This is a genomic window from Burkholderia vietnamiensis LMG 10929 (assembly GCF_000959445.1).
GTDB lineage: Bacteria > Pseudomonadota > Gammaproteobacteria > Burkholderiales > Burkholderiaceae > Burkholderia > Burkholderia vietnamiensis.
This window is the reverse complement of record NZ_CP009631.1, coordinates 2,883,877-2,906,573: the sequence shown is the minus strand read 5'-3', so window position 1 is coordinate 2,906,573 and position 22,697 is coordinate 2,883,877. Positions and strand designations below refer to the sequence as shown.

At 67.1% G+C, this 22,697-nt stretch carries 20 protein-coding genes; 15 read left to right on the top strand and 5 right to left on the bottom strand.

The window, feature by feature from the left end; translation table 11 throughout:
• Positions 1–84: 84 nt before the first annotated feature.
• A complete protein-coding gene (locus AK36_RS23060) occupies positions 85–714 on the top strand; it encodes a glutathione S-transferase family protein (protein WP_011884263.1) in 630 nt (209 codons plus the stop codon).
• A gap of 397 nt (positions 715–1,111) precedes the next feature.
• Positions 1,112–1,318: a hypothetical protein gene (locus AK36_RS23055; RefSeq protein ID WP_014722807.1), complete on the top strand. Its 207-nt coding sequence runs from the start codon at positions 1,112–1,114 to the stop codon at positions 1,316–1,318.
• Positions 1,319–1,445: 127 nt separating this feature from the next.
• On the opposite strand, the gene proP is transcribed toward AK36_RS23055, so the two are convergent.
• Positions 1,446–2,930: a glycine betaine/L-proline transporter ProP gene (gene proP, locus AK36_RS23050; RefSeq protein ID WP_011884265.1), complete on the bottom strand. Its 1,485-nt coding sequence runs from the start codon at positions 2,928–2,930 to the stop codon at positions 1,446–1,448.
• A gap of 553 nt (positions 2,931–3,483) precedes the next feature.
• Between proP and AK36_RS23045 the strand changes: the two genes are divergently transcribed.
• Positions 3,484–3,816, top strand: coding sequence for a YnfA family protein (locus AK36_RS23045; protein ID WP_011884266.1), 333 nt, complete (start codon positions 3,484–3,486; stop codon positions 3,814–3,816).
• Between the two features lie 34 nt (positions 3,817–3,850).
• Here the strand turns inward: AK36_RS23045 and dnaQ are convergent, their stop codons facing one another.
• Genes dnaQ through AK36_RS23030 form a run of 3 tightly spaced genes read right to left on the bottom strand, consistent with a single transcriptional unit; the run spans position 3,851 to position 5,876 of the window.
• Positions 3,851–4,585 carry a DNA polymerase III subunit epsilon gene (gene dnaQ / locus AK36_RS23040; RefSeq protein ID WP_014722808.1) on the bottom strand — a complete coding sequence of 245 codons (735 nt, stop codon included), beginning with the start codon at positions 4,583–4,585 and terminating at the stop codon, positions 3,851–3,853.
• A 38-nt stretch (positions 4,586–4,623) separates the two neighbouring features.
• The gene (gene rnhA / locus AK36_RS23035) at positions 4,624–5,067 is read right to left on the bottom strand and encodes a ribonuclease HI (RefSeq protein WP_011884268.1); all 444 of its coding nucleotides are present in this window, start codon (positions 5,065–5,067) and stop codon (positions 4,624–4,626) included.
• On the bottom strand, positions 5,064–5,876 hold the full coding sequence (locus AK36_RS23030) for a class I SAM-dependent methyltransferase (protein ID WP_011884269.1): 813 nt from the start codon (positions 5,874–5,876) through the stop codon (positions 5,064–5,066). The genes rnhA and AK36_RS23030 overlap by 4 nt, the downstream gene beginning before the upstream one ends.
• Positions 5,877–5,894: 18 nt before the next feature.
• Between AK36_RS23030 and gloB the strand changes: the two genes are divergently transcribed.
• From gloB to AK36_RS22990, 8 genes are all read left to right on the top strand, one after another.
• A complete protein-coding gene (gloB, locus tag AK36_RS23025; protein ID WP_011884270.1) occupies positions 5,895–6,701 on the top strand; it encodes a hydroxyacylglutathione hydrolase in 807 nt (268 codons plus the stop codon).
• Positions 6,702–6,852: 151 nt separating this feature from the next.
• Complete coding sequence (locus tag AK36_RS23020) at positions 6,853–8,424, top strand: transglycosylase SLT domain-containing protein (RefSeq protein ID WP_011884271.1); 1,572 nt, start codon at positions 6,853–6,855, stop codon at positions 8,422–8,424.
• Positions 8,425–8,602: 178 nt separating this feature from the next.
• Positions 8,603–9,835, top strand: a complete 1,233-nt coding sequence (locus AK36_RS23015) for an MFS transporter (RefSeq protein WP_045579269.1) — start codon at positions 8,603–8,605, stop codon at positions 9,833–9,835.
• A 359-nt stretch (positions 9,836–10,194) separates the two neighbouring features.
• Positions 10,195–11,340 carry a glutamine-hydrolyzing carbamoyl-phosphate synthase small subunit gene (carA, locus tag AK36_RS23010; RefSeq protein WP_011884273.1) on the top strand — a complete coding sequence of 382 codons (1,146 nt, stop codon included), beginning with the start codon at positions 10,195–10,197 and terminating at the stop codon, positions 11,338–11,340.
• Between the two features lie 46 nt (positions 11,341–11,386).
• Positions 11,387–12,058 carry a leucine efflux protein LeuE gene (leuE, locus tag AK36_RS23005; RefSeq protein WP_045579268.1) on the top strand — a complete coding sequence of 224 codons (672 nt, stop codon included), beginning with the start codon at positions 11,387–11,389 and terminating at the stop codon, positions 12,056–12,058.
• A gap of 49 nt (positions 12,059–12,107) precedes the next feature.
• Positions 12,108–15,362, top strand: a complete 3,255-nt coding sequence (carB, locus tag AK36_RS23000; protein ID WP_011884275.1) for a carbamoyl-phosphate synthase large subunit — start codon at positions 12,108–12,110, stop codon at positions 15,360–15,362.
• Between the two features lie 118 nt (positions 15,363–15,480).
• The gene (greA, locus tag AK36_RS22995; RefSeq protein WP_011884276.1) at positions 15,481–15,957 is read left to right on the top strand and encodes a transcription elongation factor GreA; all 477 of its coding nucleotides are present in this window, start codon (positions 15,481–15,483) and stop codon (positions 15,955–15,957) included.
• A gap of 14 nt (positions 15,958–15,971) precedes the next feature.
• Positions 15,972–16,430, top strand: coding sequence for a DUF4149 domain-containing protein (locus tag AK36_RS22990; protein WP_011884277.1), 459 nt, complete (start codon positions 15,972–15,974; stop codon positions 16,428–16,430).
• A 58-nt stretch (positions 16,431–16,488) separates the two neighbouring features.
• Here the strand turns inward: AK36_RS22990 and AK36_RS22985 are convergent, their stop codons facing one another.
• Positions 16,489–17,013: a YhbY family RNA-binding protein gene (locus AK36_RS22985; protein WP_011884278.1), complete on the bottom strand. Its 525-nt coding sequence runs from the start codon at positions 17,011–17,013 to the stop codon at positions 16,489–16,491.
• 193 nt (positions 17,014–17,206) lie between these two features.
• Between AK36_RS22985 and AK36_RS22980 the strand changes: the two genes are divergently transcribed.
• The 4 genes from AK36_RS22980 to glmM all read left to right on the top strand — a co-directional run bounded on the left by AK36_RS22980 (position 17,207) and on the right by glmM (position 22,293).
• A complete protein-coding gene (locus AK36_RS22980) occupies positions 17,207–17,869 on the top strand; it encodes an RlmE family RNA methyltransferase (protein ID WP_011884279.1) in 663 nt (220 codons plus the stop codon).
• A 166-nt stretch (positions 17,870–18,035) separates the two neighbouring features.
• Entirely contained in the window at positions 18,036–19,931 is a 1,896-nt protein-coding gene (gene ftsH, locus AK36_RS22975; RefSeq protein ID WP_011884280.1) for an ATP-dependent zinc metalloprotease FtsH, read from the top strand.
• 76 nt (positions 19,932–20,007) lie between these two features.
• Positions 20,008–20,901 carry a dihydropteroate synthase gene (gene folP, locus AK36_RS22970; RefSeq protein ID WP_014722814.1) on the top strand — a complete coding sequence of 298 codons (894 nt, stop codon included), beginning with the start codon at positions 20,008–20,010 and terminating at the stop codon, positions 20,899–20,901.
• A 36-nt stretch (positions 20,902–20,937) separates the two neighbouring features.
• Positions 20,938–22,293, top strand: a complete 1,356-nt coding sequence (gene glmM, locus AK36_RS22965) for a phosphoglucosamine mutase (RefSeq protein ID WP_011884282.1) — start codon at positions 20,938–20,940, stop codon at positions 22,291–22,293.
• Positions 22,294–22,697: the final 404 nt, after the last annotated feature.

The window sequence follows — 22,697 nt, the reverse complement described above, 5'->3', positions numbered from 1 at the left end:
GCGCGGGGGGCCGCGCGTCGCTAGGCGGCCGCCTGCGTCGCTGCTACAGTCGATGGCCCTGGTTTGTCACTCGGAGCGTTTGCAATGAAGCTGATCGGTATGCTGGATTCCCCGTTCGTGCGCCGTGTCGCCATTTCGGCGAAGCTGCTGGACCTGCCGTTCGAGCACGAGTCGGTTTCGGTGTTTCGCCATTTCGACCGGTTCCGCGAGATCAATCCGGTCGTGAAGGCGCCGACGCTCGTGACCGACGATGGAGTCACGCTGATCGATTCCTCGCTGATCGTCGACTACCTCGACCATCTCGTCGCGCCGGAGCGGCGCCTGTTGCCCGAGGCCGTTGACGCGCGGTTGCGCGCGCTCGTGCCGGTCGGCTTCGCGCTGGCCGCGGCCGAGAAGACGGTGCAGGTCATCTACGAACAGGCGCTGCGGCCGGCCGACAAGCAGCACGCGCCGTGGCTCGAGCGCGTGCTGGGCCAGCTCGAGGCCGCGTACGGCGAACTCGAGCCGCTGGTGGCGGCCGCCAACGGCTGGCTCGGCGGCGCGCGGCTGCTGCAGTCCGACGTGACGGTGGCCGTCGCGTGGCGCTTCACGCAGTTCATGACCGCCGAATATGCGCCGCTCGCGCGGATCGATCCGGCCCGTTATCCGGCGCTCGCTGCGCATTCGGCGCGGGCCGAGCAGCTTCCCGCCTTCGTCGAAACGCCGCTCGATTGAACGCGGCGGCGCATCGCGCCGGTACGCGAGCGAGCGCGGGGAGGCTCCGCGATCCGCTTGCGCCGCACCGCTTCGCGCTGCGCCGCGCTGCGCTGCGCGGTGCGGTGCGGTGCGGTGCGGTGCGGTGCGGTGCGGGCGTCCCGCACGGCCGAACCGCGTGGTTCGCCGACGGCCGTGCGATAGCCCAGCGCGTTGGCCGACCCACGGCGCGGCTACCCGGCGCGTTCGCGCAACCCCGACACAGCCGCCCCCACAGGCCCCCGGACGACGCCGTCAGCCGCACCAGCCAAGGGCGTGGCCGATTGTTCACCGGCGGCAACAAGTGACTTCGCAAATGTGCCGTTTATCGGGATCAGGGTGATCCCTAGAATTCACTCCATCGAATATGCGTTGTCTGATGGAGCCGAAGATGAGAGCCCTGATCGAATCGAGCCTGTACCACCCGTCCGTCGTGTTGCCGCTCGCCGCGCTGACGCAGCTGATGGTCGAGCGCGATTTCAATCTCGGCCAGGTCGGCCTGATCGTCGCGGCGCGCGGTGCCCAGGCTGCTGTGTCGCGCTCGCGTGCGCTGATCTTCTGCCGCGAATGCGAAGCGCACGCCTGAACGCCGCTTCGGCGAACGAATAAAGGAACGCCCGGCCGGCAGGCGCCGGTCGGGCGAATCGGAGTAGATCTGGCCCCGGCTATTGCCGGGGTTTTTATTGGGCGCTCATTGGGCGCTTGTTGAGCACTCAGGCGCGTGCGGCCGACACGACGCCGTAGATTTCGGCTTCGTCCTCGTCGCGCAGCTGGCGCACCAGCTGGTGTGCTTCGCGGTGCGTCGCGACGGCCGGCGGCGAGCCCTTGAGCGGCTGACGCGCGGTCTCGGCGAGCGCGACGACCGACACGATGCCGATCACGGCGGCGCCCATCATGTAATAGGCGGGCATCATCAGGTTTTGCGTCACGTCGACGAGCCAGGCCGTCACCAGCGGCGTCGTGCCGCCGAACAGCGACACCGACACGTTGAAGCCGATCGCGAGCGCGCCGTAGCGGATCTCCGTCGGGAACAGCGCGGGCAGCGCCGACGGCATCACGCCGGTGAAGCACGACAGCAGCACGCCGAGGATCAGCAGGCCGCCGAACACCGACGCGGTGGTGCCCGCATGGATCAGCATCATCGACGGGATCGACAGCGCGAGCAGGCCCACGCAGCCGGCCAGCATGACCGGCTTGCGGCCGATGCGGTCCGACAGGCGGCCGGCCGCGAGCGTGAGCGGCATCATCAGCACCATCACGATCAGCACCAGCACGAGGCTGTGCGACTCGTCGAAGTGCAGCGTGGACGACATGAAGCTCGGCAGGTACGACAGCACCATGTAATCGGTCACGTTGAAGATCAGCACGAGGCCGACGCAGAGCAGGAGCGCGCGCCAGTTGGCGAACAGCGTTTCGCGAAAGCGCGTCTTCGGCACGGCCTTGTCCTGCGCTTCGCGCGCTTCGGCCTGACGCTTGAACGCCGGCGTCTCCTCGAGCTTCATCCGGATGTACAGCCCGATCAGGCCGAGCGGCCCTGCGATCAGGAACGGCACGCGCCAGCCCCACGACAGCAGCGCGTCCTCCGACAGCGACGCGGTCAGCAGCGCGACGACGCCGGCGCCCATCACATAGCCGATCAGCGTGCCGAACTCGAGGAAGCTGCCCATGAAGCCGCGGCGCTTGTCGGTCGAGAACTCGGCGATGAAGGTGGCGGCGCCGCCGTATTCGCCGCCGGTGGAGAAGCCCTGCACGAGGCGGGCGACGAGCAGCAGCACGGGCGCCATGATGCCGATCGACGCGTAGCTGGGGATCAGGCCGATCGCGAAGGTGCCGACGGCCATCATGATCATGGTGGCGGCGAGCACGCGCTGGCGGCCGATGCGGTCGCCGAGCGGGCCGAACACCATGCCGCCGAGCGGGCGCACGACGAACGCGGCCGCGAACGTGCCGAAGGTGGCGAGCAGCTGCGCGGACGGGCTGCTCGACGGGAAGAACACCTTGCCGAGCGTGACGGCGATGTAGCTGTAGACGCCGAAGTCGAACCATTCCATCGCATTGCCGATGGCCATTGCGCTGACGGCGCGCTTGAGCAGGCTCTGGTCGACGACGGTGATGTCGTCCGCGGCGAGCGGGGCCTCGCCGGACGACGGGGAAGGGGAAGCAGCGATCGGGCTGACGTGTGTTGCGGTCAAGGTCATGCACTCCTTTGACTGCGCCGGAACGGATGGCCGTCCGACACGGTTTGCCGGCAAGCGCGAGGTCGTGTGCAGCGCGTCGGGGCAGGCCTTTGAGCACTTACTGCGCGAATGGCGGTAAAGAGCCGCAAGGGACTGCTTCGACGCGGGCCCGATGGGCCGCCGCGACGGTGCGCTCATGAAGAATGGGCCGCGTGATGCAGGCGGCGGATACCGGTGCGGACGAAAGTCCGGCGCTCCGGCAAGTGCCCCGGAAGGGCAACGAAACGAGAAAAGCGGGCCTGTCGGGCGGGCTTTCCTGTGGATGCAATGTCGATCGGAGCGCCGGCCTGCAGGCGCGGGCGGCATTCGATCGAGATCGAAAAAAGAAAGAGATTCGAGGTTGAAACAGGCGACATGATAGCACGATGACAGACGATCGTGCAAATTGCCGGGAATCGCCCGTCCCACGGAGGTTCCGGCGCGGCTCGCGCGGGTATGATGGGCCGCGCCGGGCATGCCGTCGCGGGGCCCTCGCGGACCCTGCGCGACGGACGCTCATTCCAAGAGGAACCGGATGACCGAACTGATCAGGATCGCGGCATTGTTCGCCGTTACCGCGGTGGCCGAAATCGTGGGCTGCTACCTGCCGTGGCTCGTGCTGAAAGGCGGGCGGCCCGTGTGGCTGCTGGTGCCCGCAGCGCTGTCGCTCGCGCTGTTCGCGTGGCTGCTGACGCTGCATCCGAGCGCGGCGGGGCGCACCTACGCGGCGTATGGCGGCGTGTATATCGGCGTGGCGCTGCTGTGGCTGCGGGTCGTCGACGGCGTCGCGCTGACCCGCTGGGACGCGGCCGGCGCGGCGCTCGCGCTCGGCGGGATGGCGATGATCGCGCTGCAGCCGCGCGCGTAGGCGCGGGTGCAGTGCAGCGGAGCGGTCGGATGCGTCAGGCCGCTTCGACGGCGTCCACTTCGGCGGACGTGCGCCAGACGCAGGTGCCCTTGACCGACTTGTCCAACTCGTCGAGCTGCGCCTGGTGCGCGGCGAGCTCGTCGTCGCTGGCCGCGACGACCGGCAGGTCGAGCGACGCGAGCGAGATGCGCTGGCCGTTCGCCGTGCCGCCGTCGGCGCCTGGGTCGTCGAGCATGTCGATCACGAGGCTGTCCTGGCCGCGCGTCATCGCGAGATAGACCTCGGCGAGCAGCTCCGAGTCAAGCAGTGCGCCGTGCAGCGTGCGGTGCGCGTTGCTGATGCCGAACCGGTCGCACAGCGCGTCGAGCGAATTGCGCTTGCCGGGGAACATCTGCTTGGCCTCTGCCAGCGTGTCGATCACGCCGTCGCAATGCTCGATGAACGGCGGCAGGCCGAGCCGCGCGAATTCGGCATCGAGGAACCCGAGGTCGAACGGTGCGTTGTGGATGATCAGTTCCGCGCCCTTCACGAAGTCGCGGATCTGGTCGGCGACTTCCGCGAACTTCGGCTTGTCGCTCAGAAACTCGGTGGTCAGCCCGTGCACGGCCAGCGCGCCCGGATCGCTGTCGCGCTCGGGGTTCACGTAGATGTGCAGGTTGTTGCCGGTGAGCCGCCGGTTCAGCAGCTCCACGCAGCCGATTTCGATCAGGCGATCGCCCGAGCGGGGATTGAGGCCGGTGGTTTCGGTATCGAGAATGATCTGGCGCATGTCGGATAAATCGGGAAAGACGGTAGGGCGGCCGGCGTTCAGGCCGCGAGGGATTCGACGCCGCGATTCGCGAGCGCGTCAGCGCGTTCGTTTTCGGGATGGCCCGCGTGGCCTTTCACCCAGCGCCACTCGATCTCGTGCTGCGCGACGAGCGCGTCGAGCCGCTTCCAGAGATCGGCGTTCTTCACCGGGGTCTTGGCCGCGGTGACCCAACCTTTTTTCTTCCAGCCGTGGATCCACTCGCTGATGCCTTTCTGCACGTACTGCGAGTCGGTATGGACGATCACGCGGCACGGGCGCTTCAGCGCCTCGAGCGCGGCGATCACGCCCATCAGCTCCATCCGGTTGTTGGTCGTGTTCGGCTCGCCGCCGAACAGCTCCTTTTCGCGGTCGCCGTAGCGCAGCAGTGCGCCCCAGCCGCCGGGGCCGGGGTTGCCCTTGCAGGCGCCGTCGGTATAGATGTCGATGGTGTCGATGGTCATGAATGTTCTTGATGGGTGGTCGGGGTGGCCGCCGGCGTGAGGCCCGGCGCGAGCACCGGCTTTTTCATCTTGATCGGGCCGATCAGGCGCATGCCGCGCACGCGCTTGACGGCCGTGACCATGTAGACGGCGCCGAAGATCGGCCACCAGCGGTCGCCGGCGGCTTCCATGAAGCCGTAGCGGGCCAGCCACTTGTCGGTGACGAGCGGCGGCCGGTAGCAGCCGAAGCGGCCGCGCTCGAGATCGAAGCCGAGCAGCTTGATCCAGTCCTTGAGCCGAATGAACGCGATCTGGTCGCGCGCGGCCGGCACGAACGGGCGGTTCGCCATGCGCCCGAACGATTGCCGCATGCCCCACAGGCTCAGTGAGTTGAAGCCGGTGATCACCAGCTGCCCTTCGGGCATCAGCACGCGTTCGGCCTCGCGCAGCAGCCGGTGCGGGTCGGACGTGAACTCGAGCGTGTGCGGCATCACGATCAGGTCGACGCTCTGCGACTCGAACGGCAGGTCGAGCAGGTCGCACCACGTGGTGCTGCGCTCGGCCGGCGCATGCTCGGGGGCGGATGCCTCGCGCGCCCACGGATACTGGTAGGGCGCGCTCGCGCCGCTGGCGGGATCGAGCACGAGGCCGCGATACGGCATGCGGTTCTCGCGCAAGGCATCGAGCTGCGGCAGCCCGAGCTGCAGCGCGTGAAACCCGAACACGTCGGACACGATCCGGTCGAGCTGCGCCTGCTCCCAGCCCAGCACGTAGCGGCCGGGCGGCGAGTCGGTCCAGGCGGGCCAGTCTATAATTTGAGGATCGGACATAACGATGATTGCGCGCCCATGAACGAGCTGGAATACGTGCCGGTGCCGGCATTCGAAGACAACTACATCTGGCTCGTGTCGGACGGCCGCGATGCGATCGCCGTCGATCCGGGTGAAGCCGCGCCGGTACGCCGCGTTCTGGCGGAACGCGGCTGGCGGTTGACCGCTATTCTACTCACCCACCATCACGCCGACCATGTCGGCGGTGTCGCCGCCCTGCGCGATAGCCAGCCGGACGATGCGCCGCTCGTCGTATACGGCCCGGCCGCCGAGGCGATCGGCGTCGTGACGCGGCCGCTGGCCGGCGGCGCTCGCGTGACGCTCGACGCGCCGGCGCTCGCGTTCGACGTGCTCGACGTGCCGGGTCACACGCGCGGCCACATCGCGTATTTCCAGGCGGCCGGCCACGGCGCCGCCATCCCTCACGTGTTTTGCGGCGACACGCTGTTCTCGTGCGGCTGCGGCCGCCTGTTCGAAGGCACGCCCGCGCAGATGCTCGCGTCGCTGGATGCGCTCGCGGCGCTGCCCGGCGACACGCGCGTGCATTGTGCACACGAATACACGCTGTCGAACATCCGCTTCGCGCTCGCGTGCGAGCCCGGCAATGCGGCGCTCGCCGCGTGGCGCGACGACGCGCAGGCGCTGCGCGCGCGCGGGATGCCGACGCTGCCGACCACGATCGCGCACGAGCGCGCGGTGAACCCGTTCCTGCGCGCGGACAGCGCGGCGATCCACGCGACGCTCGAGGCCGAGTTGCACGAAACGGTGCCCGACCGGTTGGCGGCATTCACGCTGATGCGCGAATGGAAAAACCGCTTCCGATGACGCAATCGGGAGGACTCCGTACCTCAGGCGCTACCTGTAAAAATTGCCCCAAACGTAGGATTTCGCTGAGTTTTCGGTGTTTTTATTGACGTGAAGCACGCACTTCCGTAGTATCGCCTGCAATTTCCAGCCGTCGGAAGCCGAGATTTTCATGCGACTTATATTGAGTGCGATGGTGGTCCTGCTGCTCGCCGCATGCGCGAGCCAGGGTCCTGTCGCCAACAACGCCGCCGATTCGCAGGCGGCGTCCAATTACCTCCGTAAATCAGCCACCGCGAAAGAAACCGTCGACGTCGACAAGCAGTCCGTCGGCGATCTGACCAGTGCGGATTCCGACCTGTGGGCGCGCATTCGCCGCGGCTTCCAGATGCCGGACCTGCAGAGCGACCTCGTCGACATGCAGACGACCTGGTACACGCAGCGTCCCGATTACGTGCAGCGCATGACCGAGCGCTCGCAGAAATATCTGTATCACATCGTCGAGGAACTTGAGGCGCGCCACATGCCGACCGAGCTCGCGCTGCTGCCGTTCATCGAATCCGCCTACAACCCGCAGGCGCTGTCGGTCGCGAAGGCGGCCGGCATGTGGCAGTTCATGCCGGGCACGGGCCGCACGTACAACCTGAAGCGCAACATGTGGCAGGACGAGCGCCGCGACGTGCTGGCGTCGACGAGCGCCGCGCTCGATTACCTGTCGCGCCTGCACGACATGTTCGGCGACTGGTATCTGGCGTTGGCCGCATACAACTGGGGCGAGGGCAACGTGCAGCGCGCGATCGCGCGCAACCAGGCGGCCGGCCTGCCGACCGATTACCAGAACCTGCGGATGCCGAACGAGACGCGCAACTACGTGCCGAAGCTGCAGGCGGTGAAGAACATTATCGCCAATCCGCAGCAATTCGGTTTGGCGCTGCCGGACATTCCGAACCACCCGTACTTCGTGACCGTCACCACGTCGCGCGACATCGACGTGGCGGTGGCCGCCAAGCTCGCCAATCTGTCGCTCGACGAATTTCGCTCGCTGAACCCGTCGTTCTCGAAGCCGGTCATTCTCGGCGCGACCGAGCCGCAGATCCTGCTGCCGTTCGACAACGCGGCGGCGTTCGAGAAGAGCCTGAAGGCGTACAACGGTCAGCTGTCGTCGTGGACCACCTATACGGTCAGCGAACGCGCGCGGCCGGCTGCGATCGCCGAGAAGATCGGCGTCGACCCCGATACGCTGATGTCGGTCAACAAGATTCCGGCCGGCATGCGCCTGAAGCCGGGCTCGACGATCGTCGTGCCGCGCGGCGACGACGATGACGAGGACATCAGCGCCGACGTCGCCGAGAACGGCGTGCTGGCGATGGAACCCGACGTGCCCGACACGCGCAAGATGCTGATCCGCGTGCGCCGCAAGCAGTCGATGGCCGCGCTCGCCGGCCGCTACGGCGTGTCGGTCGGCCAGCTGAAGGCGTGGAACCGCACGCATCGCGACATCGCGATGCCGGGTCAGGCGCTGGTGCTGCACGTGCCGGTCGGCCGCGCGGTGCCGGCCGAGCCGGGCCCGGAGCGGATCGCGACGTCGGCGGCCGGTGCGCACATCGAGCGCGCGAGCCTGTCGGTGGGCGGCAAGTCGCGCGGCGGCAAGCATGCCGCGGCGAAGCCAGCTGCGCATGCGGCGAAGGCGGCGCCCGCGAAGGCAGCGCCGAAGGCCGCCGCGCACAAGGGCAAGAAGAAGTAACCCACGCGGCCGCGCGCGCAGCGCGCTGGCCCGGTCGGGCGGCGCGATTGCGCGACGATCCGACACGAAGCGACGCCGTCACCGAGGTGACGGCGTTTTCGTTTGTGCGCGGCGGCGGGCGAACGCTTCGCGCGGCAACCCGCGGCAACCCGCGGCAACCGGTTGCGAGGAGAGGGCGATGTCGGCGGTGCAGATCAGGGTGCTCGCGCTGTTTGCGCTCGGCTATTTCGTGTCGTACGTGTTTCGCGGCGTCAATCTCGGCTTCGCGCCGTTCGTCACGCACGAGCTCGGGCTGTCGGCGGCCGATCTCGGGCTGCTCACCAGTCTCTATTTTCTCGGCTTCGCCGGCGCGCAGGTTCCGGCCGGCGTGCTGCTCGACCATTTCGGCCCGCGCCGCGTGGCGGCCGGGATGTTGCTGTTCGCGGCCGCCGGCGCGGCCGTGTTCGGCACAGCGCATGGTCTGGGTACGATGATGGTCGGCCGGCTGCTGATCGGCGTCGGCGTGTCGGTGTGTCTCGGTGCGGCCTTCAAGGCGCTCGCGCAGCATTTCCCGGTCAGCCGGCTGCCGCTCGTCAACGGGCTCGTGATGGCCGTCGGCGGCCTCGGCGGCGTCGCGGTGGGTTCGCCGCTCACCTGGCTGCTCGGTCTGACGAGCTGGCGCGCGATCTGCGGCGGGCTCGCGGCGCTGACGCTCGTCGTCGCGGCCGCGATCGGCTGCGGCGCACCCGAGACCGCGCAGCCGCGCCACCAGGGCGGGCTCGTCAGCCAGTTCAAGGGCACGTGGCACATCCTCGCCAGTCGCGCGTTCTGGAAGATCTCGTCGTTCTCGATCGTCACGCAGGGCGTGTTCTACGCGATGCAGTCGCTGTGGGTCGGCCCGTATCTGCGCGATGTCGGGGGATTCGACGCGCAGCACGCGGCGCGGCTGGTGTCGGTGCTGGGCTTCGCGATGATGGCGGGGTGTGTCGGCTTCGGCGCGGCGGCGCGCGCGCTCGAGCGACGCGGCGTGTCGGTCCATGCGTTCTGCAGTGTCGGGATGGCGCTGTTCGTGGCGACGCAGGTCGCGATCGTCGCGCGTGCACCGCTGCCGCCCGCGCTGTTGTGGGCCGCCTACGGGATGTTCGGCGGCGTCGGCATCCTGACCTATGCGGTGCTCGCCGCCCATTTCCCCGCGCATCTGATCGGCCGCGCGAATACGACGCTCACGCTCGCCATCTTCGTGCTGATCTTTACGTTCCAGATCGGGATCGGTGTCGTGCTGTCGCGCTGGCCGGCAACCGACGGCCATTATCCGGCGAGCGCGCATGCGACGGCGTGGGGCGTGCTGCTCGCGCTGCAGCTCGCGAGCGCGGCGTGGTCCGCATGGCCCGCGCGCAGTGCTGGCAAGCGGGCCGATCCGGCAGTACGCTGAAGGGTGATGCGGCGGCGCAAACGGGGCCGCAGCAGCGGAGGCCACGGGCCGGCGATGGATGCGGCACGCGGCGCGCACGATCGGGCGCCCATGCCGATTGAAAATTAGGCCATTTTCGGACTATAATTTGAAAGTTTGTGCTGATCAACCTCGCACCCTAGCGCCTACCTCATTCACCCCGTTCATCCGCCGCACGCCGCCTGTCGGGCGATGCCGCGAAGCCTCGTGCGCGCTGCGCCGGCTTCGCGTGTCGACCACCCAGGGGCGTCAAGCCAGCGACCGACGCGCGTCCACGCAGCGCGGCGCTCGCGCGGCCGGGTAGACAGGTCGGCAGCAGGGTGTTCCCCAAGGAGCCTCCCGTGTTGCCGTCTTTTTCCCCCGCCTTGCTTGCACTCGCCGACGGCACGGTCTTTCGTGGTTATTCGATCGGGGCCGAAGGCCATACGATCGGTGAAGTCGTGTTCAACACCGCGATTACCGGCTATCAGGAAATCCTGACTGATCCGAGTTACGCGCGCCAGATCGTCACGCTTACCTACCCGCATATCGGCAACGTCGGCGTCAACGCCGAAGACGTCGAAGCCACGAAAGTCCATGCCGCCGGGCTGATCATCCGCGATCTGCCGACGCTCGCCTCGAACTTCCGCAAGGAGCGCACGCTCGGCGATTACCTGCGCGACGAAGGCGTCGTCGCGATCGCCGGCATCGATACGCGCAAGCTGACGCGCATCCTGCGCGACAAGGGCGCGCAGAACGGCTGCATCCTCGCCGGCTCGGACGACGAAGCAAAGGCCGTCGAGCTCGCGCGCTCGTTCCCCGGCCTGGCCGGCATGGACCTCGCGAAGGTCGTGTCGACCGCCAAGCCGTTCGAATGGAAGCAGACCGAGTGGCGTCTCGGCAGCGGCTACGGCATGCAGCAGGCGCCGAAGTACCGCGTGGTCGCCTATGACTTCGGCGTCAAGTACAACATCCTGCGCATGCTCGCCGAGCGCGGCTGCCACGTGACGGTGCTGCCGGCCCAGGCGAGCGCCGCCGACGCACTCGCGCTGAATCCGGACGGCATCTTCCTGTCGAACGGCCCCGGCGATCCGGAGCCGTGCGACTACGCGATCGCGGCGGCCAGGGAATTCATCGAGCGCGGCGTGCCGACCTTCGGCATCTGCCTCGGCCATCAGATCATGGGCCTCGCGGTCGGCGCGAAGACGCTGAAGATGAAGACGGGCCACCACGGCGCGAACCACCCGGTGAAGGATCTCGGCGACGGTCGCGTGGTGATCACGTCGCAGAACCACGGCTTCGCGGTCGATGCGGATTCGCTGCCCGCGAACGCGCGCGTGACCCACGTGTCGCTGTTCGACGGCACGCTGCAGGGCTTCGAGCTGACCGACAAGCCGGCGTTCTGCTTCCAGGGCCACCCGGAAGCGTCGCCCGGCCCGCACGACATCGCGTACCTGTTCGACCGTTTCACCGCACTGATGGACGCGGCGAAGCAGCGCAGCGCCTGACGCGATAGAAGCAACCGAAGCAAACGAAGAACGGGAGAGTCGCATCATGTTCGGCCACGCACTCGGCATCACCGATATCTGGACCTACGTGTTCGGCGTGGTGTTCATCATCCTGCTGCCGGGGCCGAACTCGATGTACGTGCTGTCGCTCGCCGCGCAGCGCGGCGTGAAGGCCGGCTATCGCGCGGCCTGCGGCGTGTTCGTCGGCGACACGGTCCTGATGGTGCTGTCGGCCGCCGGCGTCGCGTCGCTGCTGAAGGCGAACCCGCTGCTGTTCTCGGTCGTCAAGTACGGCGGCGCCGCGTATCTGCTGTACATCGGCGCCGGGATGCTGCGCAGCGCGTGGCGCAAGCTGCGTGCGGGCGCGGCCGACACGGCCGACGCGCCGCAGCCGCCCGCCGGCGAGCGCTCGTTCGACACGCCGTTTCGCAAGGCGCTGGTCGTGAGCCTGCTGAACCCGAAGGCGATCCTGTTCTTCATCTCGTTCTTCATCCAGTTCGTCGACCCGGCATTCCCGCATCCCGCGCTGTCGTTCGTCGTGCTCGGGGCGATCGCGCAAAGCGCGAGCTTCCTGTACCTGAGCACGCTGATCTTCGCGGGCGCACGGCTCGCCGAGCATTTCCGCCGTCGCCGCAAGCTCGCGGCCGGCGCGGCGAGCAGCGTGGGCGGCCTGTTCATCGGTTTCTCGGTCAAGCTCGCGCTTGCCACCATGAGCTGAGCGCGGCCCGCCGACCCACGACAAAGATTACTTACTGAATTCACAAGCCATGCCAAAACGCACAGACATCAAAAGCATCCTCATCATCGGCGCCGGCCCGATCATCATCGGCCAGGCGTGCGAGTTCGACTACTCGGGCGCACAGGCATGCAAGGCGCTGCGTGAGGAGGGCTACAAGGTCGTTCTCGTCAACAGCAACCCGGCGACGATCATGACCGACCCGAACACGGCCGACGTCACGTACATCGAGCCGATCACGTGGGAAGTCGTCGCCCGCATCATCGAGAAGGAGCGCCCCGACGCGATCCTGCCGACGATGGGCGGCCAGACCGCGCTGAACTGCGCGCTGGACCTGCATCACCACGGCGTGCTCGAGAAGTTCGGCGTCGAGCTGATCGGCGCGTCGCCGGAGGCGATCGACAAGGCCGAAGACCGCCAGAAGTTCAAGGAAGCGATGACCAAGATCGGGCTCGGTTCCGCGAAGTCGGGCATCGCGCACTCGATGGAAGAAGCGACGAAGGTGCACGCCGAGATCATGGCGGAGACGGGCGGCAGCGGCTACCCGGTCGTGATCCGTCCGTCGTTCACGCTCGGCGGCTCGGGCGGCGGCATCGCGTACAACCGCGAGGAATTCGAGGAGATCTGCAAGCGCGGCCTCGACCTGTCGCCGACGCGCGAGCTGCTGATCGAAGAGTCGCTGCTCGGCTGGAAGGAATACGAGATGGAAGTCGTGCGCGACCGCGCCGACAACTGCATCATCGTGTGCTCGATCGAAAACCTCGACCCGATGGGCGTGCATACCGGCGACTCGATCACGGTCGCGCCGGCGCAGACGCTGACCGACAAGGAATACCAGATCCTGCGTAACGCATCGCTCGCGGTGCTGCGCGAGATCGGCGTCGATACGGGCGGCTCGAACGTGCAGTTCTCGATCAACCCGAAGGACGGCCGCATGGTCGTCATCGAGATGAACCCGCGCGTGTCGCGTTCGTCGGCGCTCGCGTCGAAGGCGACCGGCTTCCCGATCGCGAAGGTCGCGGCGAAGCTGGCGGTCGGCTACACGCTCGACGAGCTGAAGAACGAAATCACCGGCGGCCAGACGCCGGCGTCGTTCGAGCCGACGATCGACTACGTCGTCACGAAGATCCCGCGTTTCGCGTTCGAGAAGTTCCGTGAGGCCGATTCGCGCCTGACCACGCAGATGAAGTCGGTTGGCGAAGTGATGGCGATCGGCCGCACCTTCCAGGAGTCGTTCCAGAAGGCGCTGCGCGGCCTCGAAGTCGGCGTCGACGGGCTCGACGAGAAGTCGACCGACCGCGACGAGATCGCAATCCAGATCCACGAGCCGGGTCCGGACCGGATCTGGTACGTCGGCGACGCGTTCCGCATCGGCATGACGGCCGAAGAGATCTTCGCTGAGACGTCGATCGATCCGTGGTTCCTCGCGCAGATCGAGCAGATCATCCTGAAGGAGAAGGCGCTGTCGGGCCGCACGCTCGCGTCGCTGACGTTCGACGAGCTGCGCTTCCTGAAGCAGAGCGGCTTCTCGGACCGCCGCCTCGCGAAGCTGCTCGGCGCGACGCCGGAAGACGTGCGCCGCCGCCGCGTGGAGCTGAACGTGCGCCCAGTCTACAAGCGCGTCGACACCTGCGCGGCCGAGTTCGCGACCAAGACGGCCTACATGTACTCGACCTACGAGGAAGAGTGCGAGGCGCAGCCGACCACCAACAAGAAGATCATGGTGCTGGGCGGCGGCCCGAACCGGATCGGCCAGGGCATCGAGTTCGACTACTGCTGCGTGCACGCGGCGCTCGCGATGCGCGAGGACGGTTACGAAACGATCATGGTCAACTGCAACCCGGAAACGGTGTCGACCGACTACGACACGTCCGACCGCCTGTACTTCGAGCCGCTGACGCTCGAAGACGTGCTCGAGATCGTCGACAAGGAAAAGCCGGTCGGCGTGATCGTGCAGTACGGCGGCCAGACGCCGCTGAAGCTCGCGCTCGACCTCGAGGCGCACGGCGTGCCGATCGTCGGCACGTCGCCGGACATGATCGACGCGGCCGAAGACCGCGAGCGCTTCCAGAAGCTGCTGCAGGACCTCGGCCTGCGCCAGCCGCCGAACCGCACGGCCCGCGCCGAAGAAGAGGCGCTCGCGCTGGCGGCCGAAATCGGCTATCCGCTGGTCGTGCGCCCGTCGTACGTGCTGGGCGGCCGCGCGATGGAAATCGTGCACGAGCCGCGCGACCTCGAGCGCTACATGCGCGAGGCCGTGAAGGTGTCGAACGATTCGCCGGTGCTGCTCGACCGCTTCCTGAACGACGCGATCGAATGCGACGTCGACTGCATCTGCGACGGCGAAGCGGTGTTCATCGGCGGCGTGATGGAGCACATCGAGCAGGCGGGCGTCCACTCGGGCGACTCGGCATGCTCGCTGCCGCCGTACTCGCTGTCGAAGGAAACCGTGGCCGAGCTTAAGCGCCAGACCGGCGCGATGGCCAAGGCGCTGAACGTGGTCGGCCTGATGAACGTGCAGTTCGCGATCCAGCAGGTGCCGCAGGCGGACGGTTCGAAGCAGGACGTCATCTACGTGCTCGAAGTGAACCCGCGCGCGTCGCGCACGGTGCCGTACGTGTCGAAGGCGACCAGCCTGCCGCTCGCGAAGATCGCGGCGCGCGCGATGGTCGGCCAGAAGCTCGCGCAGCAGGGCGTGACGAAGGAAGTCGAGCCGCCGTACTTCAGCGTGAAGGAAGCGGTGTTCCCGTTCGTCAAGTTCCCGACCGTCGACCCGGTCCTCGGGCCGGAAATGCGTTCGACCGGTGAAGTGATGGGCGTCGGCCGCACGTTCGGCGAGGCGCTGTTCAAGTCGCAGCTCGCGGCCGGCTCGCGCCTGCCGGAGTCGGGCACCGTGCTGCTGACCGTGATGGATGCGGACAAGCCGAAGGCCGTCGAAGTCGCGCGCATGCTGCACGACCTCGGCTACCCGATCGTCGCGACCAAGGGCACGGCCGCCGCGATCGAAGCGGCCGGCGTGCCGGTGAAGGTCGTGAACAAGGTGAAGGACGGTCGTCCGCACATCGTCGACATGATCAAGAACGGCGAGATCGCACTCGTCTTCACGACGGTCGACGAGACGCGTCAGGCGATCGCCGATTCGCGCTCGATCCGCATGAGCGCGCAGGCGCACAAGGTCACGTACTACACGACGATGTCGGGCGCGCGCGCGGCGGTGGAAGGCCTGCGCTACCTGAAGGATCTGGAAGTCTATGATTTACAAGGTCTTCACGCTCGCCTAAACTAAGCGTTCAGTTACCTGTCGAAGCAACACGTGCCGCGGTTAAGCGGTGTTTCCGGTTCGCCGGAAACGCGCTTAATCGCGGTGATTTTTTTTATAGCCGTTTTTAGCGATTGACCCGTTTATGAGCACCATTCCGTTGACAAAGCGTGGCGCAGAGCAACTGCGCGATGAATTGCAGCGCCTCAAGTCCGTCGAGCGGCCGGCCGTGATCAACGCGATCGCCGAGGCCCGCGCACAGGGCGATCTGTCCGAAAACGCCGAATACGACGCCGCGAAGGAAAAGCAGGGCTTCATCGAGGGCCGCATCGCGGAAATCGAATCGAAGCTGTCCGCCGCGCAGGTCATCGATCCCACCGTGCTCGACGCCGAAGGCCGCGTGGTGTTTGCGTCGACCGTCGAACTCGAGGATCTCGAGTCGGGCGACACCGTCAAGTACCAGATCGTCGGCGACGACGAAGCCGACATCGATCACGGCCTGATTTCGGTCAGCTCGCCGATCGCACGTGCGCTGATCGGCAAGAGCGAAGGCGACGTCGCGGCCGTGCAGGCGCCGGGCGGCGTGCGCGAATACGAGATCATCTCGGTCAGTTACATCTGAAGCGGGGCAACGTGATGCCGCATCGCGTGTTCCGTTTGCTGTCGGCCGTATGGGTCGGCAGCCTGCTGACGATCGGGTATGCGGTCGCACCCGTGCTGTTCAGGACGCTGGAGCGGATGACGGCCGGTTCGGTCGCCGCCCAGCTGTTTCGTATCGAGGCGATTCTCGGTGTCGTGTGCGGCGTGTTGCTGCTCGCGCTGTCGAACCAGCAGGTGCGGCGCGGCAGCGGCGATTATCGGCGCGTGCGCTGGATCGTCGCCGCGATGATCGCGTGCGTGCTGATCGGCTATTTTGCGCTGCAGCCGTTCATGAATGCGCTGCGGGTGGCCGCGATGGATGCGGGCACCGATATCGCGAACTCGCCGTACGCGAGCCGCTTCGGGATGCTGCACGGCGTCTCGAGCCTGTTCTATCTGGTCGAGAGCGTGCTGGGGCTGATGCTGATCTGGCGTTTGCCGGCGCGGGACGCGTAAGCGACCAAATGACCAAACGGCCGGCACGACACGGGACACCCCGTGCCGCGCGCCGGTGTTACTTGCCCTGGTGCGGCCGCTTCGTGCTGGCCTGACGCTTTTTCGCACGCTTCACGGTGCCGCCCGCGGTCACGCGCTCGTTGCCGCGCACGAGGACCTTGACCGGCTTCGGGCGACGCACGGGGCTCGCGTTCGGCGACACCTTGACGACCTTCACGGTGCGCGGCGCACGGCCTTTGCGATCCTCGGCGGCTTCGGCTGCGCTCGGCAGCGCGCCGGCGCGGCGGCGGGACGGGGCGGCCACGGGCGCCTCGGGCTTCCAGATCACCAGCAGCTTGCCGATGTGCTGGATCGGCGCCGCGTTCAGGCGATCGCAGATCTCGTCGTAAATCGCGACGCGCTCGTCGCGCTCGTCGCCGAACACGCGGATCTTGATCAGCTGGTGGGCGGCAAGGTGGACCTTGATTTCCTTCAGCACGGCGTCGGTGAGCCCCTCGGCGCCGATCAGCACGACGGGCTTGAGCGCATGGGCCTGGGAGCGCAGCGCGGAGCGCTCGGCGGGGGAAAGCGAAAGGGCGGGCATGGAAATGTCGAAATCTAAATAAGGGCGCGCTGCATCAGATGCGAACGCGGTAAGTTACCGCGTCAGCCGCGCGCCGAAACCACGTAAAATCGCGGCTTGGGCCCCGAAAGGGGCCGCAGCCGCGCGAATAAGACGCGTATTATCCGCCAAAAGCCCGGCTTCACGAAGCAAATAGCAGCAATCACTCTCTCGAATGGCAAAAAACCGCTTTAACCAGCACTGGCTGCACGATCACATCAACGACCCGTACGTCAAAATGGCGCAGCGGGAGGGCTATCGCGCGCGCGCGGCGTACAAGCTCAAGGAAATCGACGAGCAGGACAAGCTGATCCGTCCGGGTCAGGTGATCGTCGATCTCGGCGCCGCGCCCGGCAGCTGGAGCCAGTACGCGCGCAACAAGCTCGCGCAGGGCAAGCAGCGCGACGCGCAGCGCGAAGGCGGCATCGACGGCACGATCATCGCGCTCGACCTCCTGCCGATGGAGCCCATCGCCGACGTGCACTTCCTGCAGGGCGACTTCCGCGAGGACGACGTGCTGCATCAGCTCGAAGGCGTGCTCGAAGGTCGGCCGGTGGATCTTGTTATTTCCGACATGGCCCCCAACCTGTCCGGAGTGGCGTCGGCAGACGCCGCGCGCATCGAGCACATCTGCGATCTGGCGCTCGAGTTCGCGCAGAATCACCTGAAGCCGGAGGGCGCGCTGCTCGTGAAGTGTTTCCACGGCAGCGGCTACAGCCAGATCGTCGAAAAGTTCAAACAGCAGTTTAAGGTCGTCGCACCACGCAAACCCAAGGCGTCTCGCGACAAATCGTCCGAAACGTTCATTTTGGGTCGGCAGCTCAAGCATCCGCGGTGACGCGGAGCGGGATGCCGCAAACGGGCTCCGGCCCTTGCCAGACAAGCGCAGCGCTATCGTGGCGTTTGTCAATGCTTATGGCAGGGGTGGTCGGACTGGATTAGAATGACCGAGGAGCGCCGCAAGGAAAATGTAGGCGCTCGTCTACGAGTGAAGGAGTGGTGCTTTGAACAACAATATGTTTTCGAAGGCAGCAGTGTGGCTGGTGATTGCACTGGTGCTGTTTACAGTGTTCAAGCAGTTCGACAAGCCCCGCGTCCAGGAAGGTGTGTCCTATTCGCAGTTCATGGACGACGCCAAGAACGGCAAGGTCAAGAACGTCGTCGTGCAGGGGCGCAACCTCACCGTCACTCCGGCTGATGGCCAGAAATACCAGATCGTGTCGCCCGGCGACATCTGGATGGTCGGCGATCTGATGAAGTACGGCGTGCAGGTCAGCGGCAAGGCCGACGACGAGCCCAATGCGCTGATGTCCGCGCTGTATTACCTCGGGCCGACGATCCTCATCATCGTGTTCTGGTTCTACATGATGAGACAGATGCAGGGAGGCGGCAAAGGCGGCGCATTCTCGTTCGGGAAATCGCGCGCGCGGCTGATCGACGAGAACAACAACGCGGTCAACTTCTCCGACGTCGCAGGCTGCGACGAAGCGAAGGAAGAGGTGTCCGAGCTCGTCGACTTCCTGCGCGACCCGCAGAAATTCCAGAAGCTGGGCGGCCGCATTCCGCGCGGCGTGCTGCTGGTCGGCCCTCCGGGTACCGGCAAGACGCTGCTCGCCCGCGCAATCGCCGGTGAAGCGAAGGTGCCGTTCTTCAGCATCTCGGGTTCCGACTTCGTCGAAATGTTCGTCGGCGTGGGTGCGGCCCGCGTGCGCGACATGTTCGAGCAGGCGAAGAAGCACGCACCGTGCATCGTGTTCATCGACGAAATCGACGCGGTCGGTCGCCATCGCGGCGCCGGCATGGGCGGCGGCAACGACGAACGCGAGCAGACGTTGAACCAGATGCTGGTCGAGATGGACGGCTTCGAGGCGAACTCGGGCGTGATCGTGATCGCCGCGACGAACCGCTCCGACGTGCTCGACAAGGCGCTGCTGCGCCCGGGCCGTTTCGACCGTCAGGTCTATGTCGGGCTGCCGGACATCCGCGGCCGCGAGCAGATCATGCGCGTGCACCTGCGCAAGGTGCCGATCGCCAACGACGTCGACGCAGCCGTCATCGCACGCGGCACGCCGGGCTTCTCGGGCGCCGACCTCGCGAACCTCGTCAACGAAGCGGCGCTGTTCGCCGCACGCCGCGGCAAGCGGATCGTCGAAATGCAGGATTTCGAGGACGCGAAGGACAAGATCTTCATGGGTCCGGAGCGCAAGTCGGCCGTCATTCGCGAGGAAGCGAAGCGGGCGACGGCTTATCACGAGTCGGGCCATGCGGTCATCGCCAAGCTGCTGCCGAAGGCCGACCCGGTGCACAAGGTCACGATCATCCCGCGCGGTCGCGCGCTGGGCGTCACGTGGCAGCTGCCGGAGCATGACAACGAAACGTACTCGAAGGATTATCTGCTCGACCGTCTGGCGATCCTGTTCGGTGGCCGCGTGGCCGAGGAGCTGTTCCTGAACCTGATCAGCACCGGCGCGTCGGACGACTTCAACAAGGCGACGCAGACGGCGCGCGCGATGGTCGCCCGGTTCGGGATGACCGATGCGCTCGGGCCGATGGTCTACGTCGACGACGAGAGCGACAATGGCCCGTTCGGGCGCGGCTTCACGCGCACGATCTCGGAAGCGACGCAACAGAAGGTCGACGGCGAAATCCGCCGCGTGCTCGACGAGCAGTACAACCTCGCGCGGCGCCTGCTCGAAGAGAACCGCGACAAGGTCGAGGCAATGACGGCCGCGCTGATGGAGTGGGAAACGATCGACGCCGATCAGATCAACGACATCATGGAAGGGCGCCCGCCGCGCTCGCCGAAGAGCTCGCCGGCGGTCGGCGGCGACTCGTCGGGCGGCGGCACGACCGCCGAGGTGAAGACCGGCAACGCGCCGGCGCCGGCTTCCCCGGCCTGACCTTCGTAGTCGCTCCGTTCACGGGCTGGTGTGGCTTCACACCGGCCCGTTTTGCATTCATCAACGCATCCCTCCCGTGTCCGAATCTGCAGTCAGCGTATCCGCTCCCGCGCCGCTCCAGTGCGGCCGCTTCTCGCTCACCTTCGAGCGCCCGCTCGTGATGGGCATCCTCAACGCCACACCCGATTCGTTTTCCGACGGCGGCCGCTTCCTCGCGCGCGACGATGCGTTGCGCCAGGCCGAGCGGATGGTTGCCGACGGCGTCGATCTGATCGACATCGGCGGCGAATCGACGCGCCCCGGCGCGCCGCCCGTGCCGCTCGACGAGGAGCTCGCGCGCGTGATCCCGCTCGTCGAAGCGTTGCGCCCGCTCGACGTGCCGCTGTCGATCGACACGTACAAACCGGCGGTGATGCGCGCGGCGCTCGCGGCCGGCGCCGACCTGATCAACGACATCTGGGGGTTCCGACAGCCGGGCGCGATCGATGCGGTGCGCGACGGCAACTGCGGGTTGTGCGCGATGCACATGCTCGGCGAGCCGCAGACCATGCAGGTGGGCGAGCCGGACTACGACGACGTCGTCGTCGACGTGCACGACTTTCTCGCCGCGCGCGCGCAGGCGCTGCGCGATGCGGGCATCGCGCCGCAGCGGATCTGCGTCGACCCGGGCTTCGGCTTCGGCAAGGCGGTGATCGACGACAACTACGCGCTGCTGGCCGCGTTGCCCGACACGGCGCCGCTGCGGCCCGACGGGCGCGCCTATCCGATCCTCGCGGGCATGTCGCGCAAGTCGATGCTCGGCGCGGTGATCGGCGGCAAGCCGCCGCTCGAGCGCGTCGCGGCGAGCGTGGCGGCGGCCGTGTGCGCGGTCGCACGCGGCGCCGCGATCGTGCGCGTGCACGACGTGGCCGCGACGGTCGATGCATTGAAAGTTTGGAACGCCGTGCGCGAAGCCGCGCGGCAACGATAAGTCAGAGTTCAGGAAAGACGAAGGAGGAAGGTTCGCATGGGACGTCGATATTTCGGCACGGACGGCATTCGCGGGACGGTCGGCGATACGCCGATCACGCCCGATTTCGTGTTGCGTCTCGGCTATGCCGCGGGCAAGGTGCTGGCCGGCGCCGCGGACGGCGCGACGGGCGCGCGACCGACGGTGCTGATCGGCAAGGACACGCGCGTGTCGGGCTACATGCTCGAGGCGGCGCTCGAGGCCGGCTTCTCGGCGGCGGGCGTCGACGTGATGCTGGCCGGCCCGATGCCGACGCCGGGTGTCGCATATCTGACACGCGCGCTGCGGCTGTCGGCCGGCGTCGTGATCAGCGCCTCGCACAACCCGTATCAGGACAACGGCATCAAGTTCTTCTCGGCCGACGGCAACAAGCTGCCCGACGAAACCGAGGCCGAGATCGAAGCGTGGCTCGACAAGCCGCTCGAATGCGCATCGTCGGACCGGCTCGGCAAGGCGCGCCGGCTCGACGACGCGGCCGGCCGCTACATCGAGTTCTGCAAGAGCACGTTCCCGGCCGCCTACGACCTGCGCGGGCTGAAGCTCGTGATCGACTGCGCGCACGGCGCCGCCTACCAGATCGCGCCGCACGTGTTCCACGAACTCGGCGCGGACGTGATCCCGATCGGCGTCGCACCGAACGGCTTCAACATCAACGACGGCGTCGGCGCGACGGCGCCCGACGCGCTGGTGCGCGCGGTGCGCGCGAACCATGCCGATCTCGGCATCGCGCTCGACGGCGATGCGGACCGCCTGCAGGTCGTCGATTCGAGCGGCCGGCTGTTCAACGGCGACGAGCTGCTCTACGTGCTCGTGAAGGACCGCATCGCGACGGCCGGCAAGGTCGAGGGCGCGGTCGGCACGCTGATGACGAACCTCGCGGTCGAGGTCGCGCTGCAGCGCGAAGGCGTCGAATTCGTGCGGGCGGCGGTCGGCGACCGCTATGTGCTCGAACAGCTGCGCGAGCGCGGCTGGCAGCTCGGCGCCGAAGGCTCCGGCCACATCCTGTCGCTCGACCGTCATTCGACCGGCGACGGCATCGTGTCGGCGCTGCTGGTGCTGGCCGCGCTCAAGCGCAGCGGCCGCACGCTCGCGCAGATGCTCGACGGCGTCACGCTGTTCCCGCAGAAGCTGATCAACGTGCGGATGAAGCCGGGCGCCGACTGGAAGGGCAGCGCATCGATTCGCGCCGCGATCGACGCGGCCGAGAGCGCACTGGCGGGCCATGGCCGCGTGCTGATCCGCGCCTCGGGTACCGAGCCGGTGCTGCGCGTGATGGTCGAGGCGCAGCAGGCGGCCGACGCGACGCGCCACGCGGAAGCGATCGCGGACGCCGTGCGCGAAGCGACGAGCTGAGCGAAGCGGGCGGCCGGCACGCGTGACGATTCGATCGCGCATGCCGGCTGAACGATGGCCGAGCTACCGTGAGCGTCGTCAATTCGTCAGACGCAAAGGTTTGCGCTAATAAATAGAGGACGCTCTCGGTGGCGTCCTTCGTACTCGATGAAGTCTTCTGCGCCCAACCGGAAGACGAGCGCGCACCGGGCGGTGCGCGATGCGGGAAGCGGCGCGCCCTGCGCCGCACACTGCCCGAAACGGGGCGCGGCCACTCCGCGCAACGGGCAATTCTTGCCGCTTTTCCCAGCGCGCCGCGCGCGAACACGGGCTCGCGCATCACCGAATATCACCTTTCAAGCAGTCATGTTACTGTCACGCCAGTTTCATTCATTGTCACATTACCGTCATGAGGAGCCCCTAAC

Excerpts from the sequence above, each read along its gene's own strand:
- rnhA (WP_011884268.1), bottom strand. The coding sequence starts at position 5,067 with ATGACCATCGACACCATCGACATCTATACCGACGGCGCCTGCAAGGGC.
- AK36_RS23015 (WP_045579269.1), top strand. The coding sequence starts at position 8,603 with ATGTCGGCGGTGCAGATCAGGGTGCTCGCGCTGTTTGCGCTCGGCTAT.
- AK36_RS23030 (WP_011884269.1), bottom strand. The coding sequence starts at position 5,876 with ATGTCCGATCCTCAAATTATAGACTGGCCCGCCTGGACCGACTCGCCG.
- AK36_RS22990 (WP_011884277.1), top strand. The coding sequence starts at position 15,972 with ATGCCGCATCGCGTGTTCCGTTTGCTGTCGGCCGTATGGGTCGGCAGC.
- glmM (WP_011884282.1), top strand. The coding sequence starts at position 20,938 with ATGGGACGTCGATATTTCGGCACGGACGGCATTCGCGGGACGGTCGGC.
- AK36_RS22980 (WP_011884279.1), top strand. The coding sequence starts at position 17,207 with ATGGCAAAAAACCGCTTTAACCAGCACTGGCTGCACGATCACATCAAC.
- greA (WP_011884276.1), top strand. The coding sequence starts at position 15,481 with ATGAGCACCATTCCGTTGACAAAGCGTGGCGCAGAGCAACTGCGCGAT.
- carB (WP_011884275.1), top strand. The coding sequence starts at position 12,108 with ATGCCAAAACGCACAGACATCAAAAGCATCCTCATCATCGGCGCCGGC.
- AK36_RS23055 (WP_014722807.1), top strand. The coding sequence starts at position 1,112 with ATGGAGCCGAAGATGAGAGCCCTGATCGAATCGAGCCTGTACCACCCG.
- proP (WP_011884265.1), bottom strand. The coding sequence starts at position 2,930 with ATGACCTTGACCGCAACACACGTCAGCCCGATCGCTGCTTCCCCTTCC.
- AK36_RS23060 (WP_011884263.1), top strand. The coding sequence starts at position 85 with ATGAAGCTGATCGGTATGCTGGATTCCCCGTTCGTGCGCCGTGTCGCC.
- AK36_RS22985 (WP_011884278.1), bottom strand. The coding sequence starts at position 17,013 with ATGCCCGCCCTTTCGCTTTCCCCCGCCGAGCGCTCCGCGCTGCGCTCC.
- gloB (WP_011884270.1), top strand. The coding sequence starts at position 5,895 with ATGAACGAGCTGGAATACGTGCCGGTGCCGGCATTCGAAGACAACTAC.
- dnaQ (WP_014722808.1), bottom strand. The coding sequence starts at position 4,585 with ATGCGCCAGATCATTCTCGATACCGAAACCACCGGCCTCAATCCCCGC.
- leuE (WP_045579268.1), top strand. The coding sequence starts at position 11,387 with ATGTTCGGCCACGCACTCGGCATCACCGATATCTGGACCTACGTGTTC.
- AK36_RS23045 (WP_011884266.1), top strand. The coding sequence starts at position 3,484 with ATGACCGAACTGATCAGGATCGCGGCATTGTTCGCCGTTACCGCGGTG.
- AK36_RS23020 (WP_011884271.1), top strand. The coding sequence starts at position 6,853 with ATGCGACTTATATTGAGTGCGATGGTGGTCCTGCTGCTCGCCGCATGC.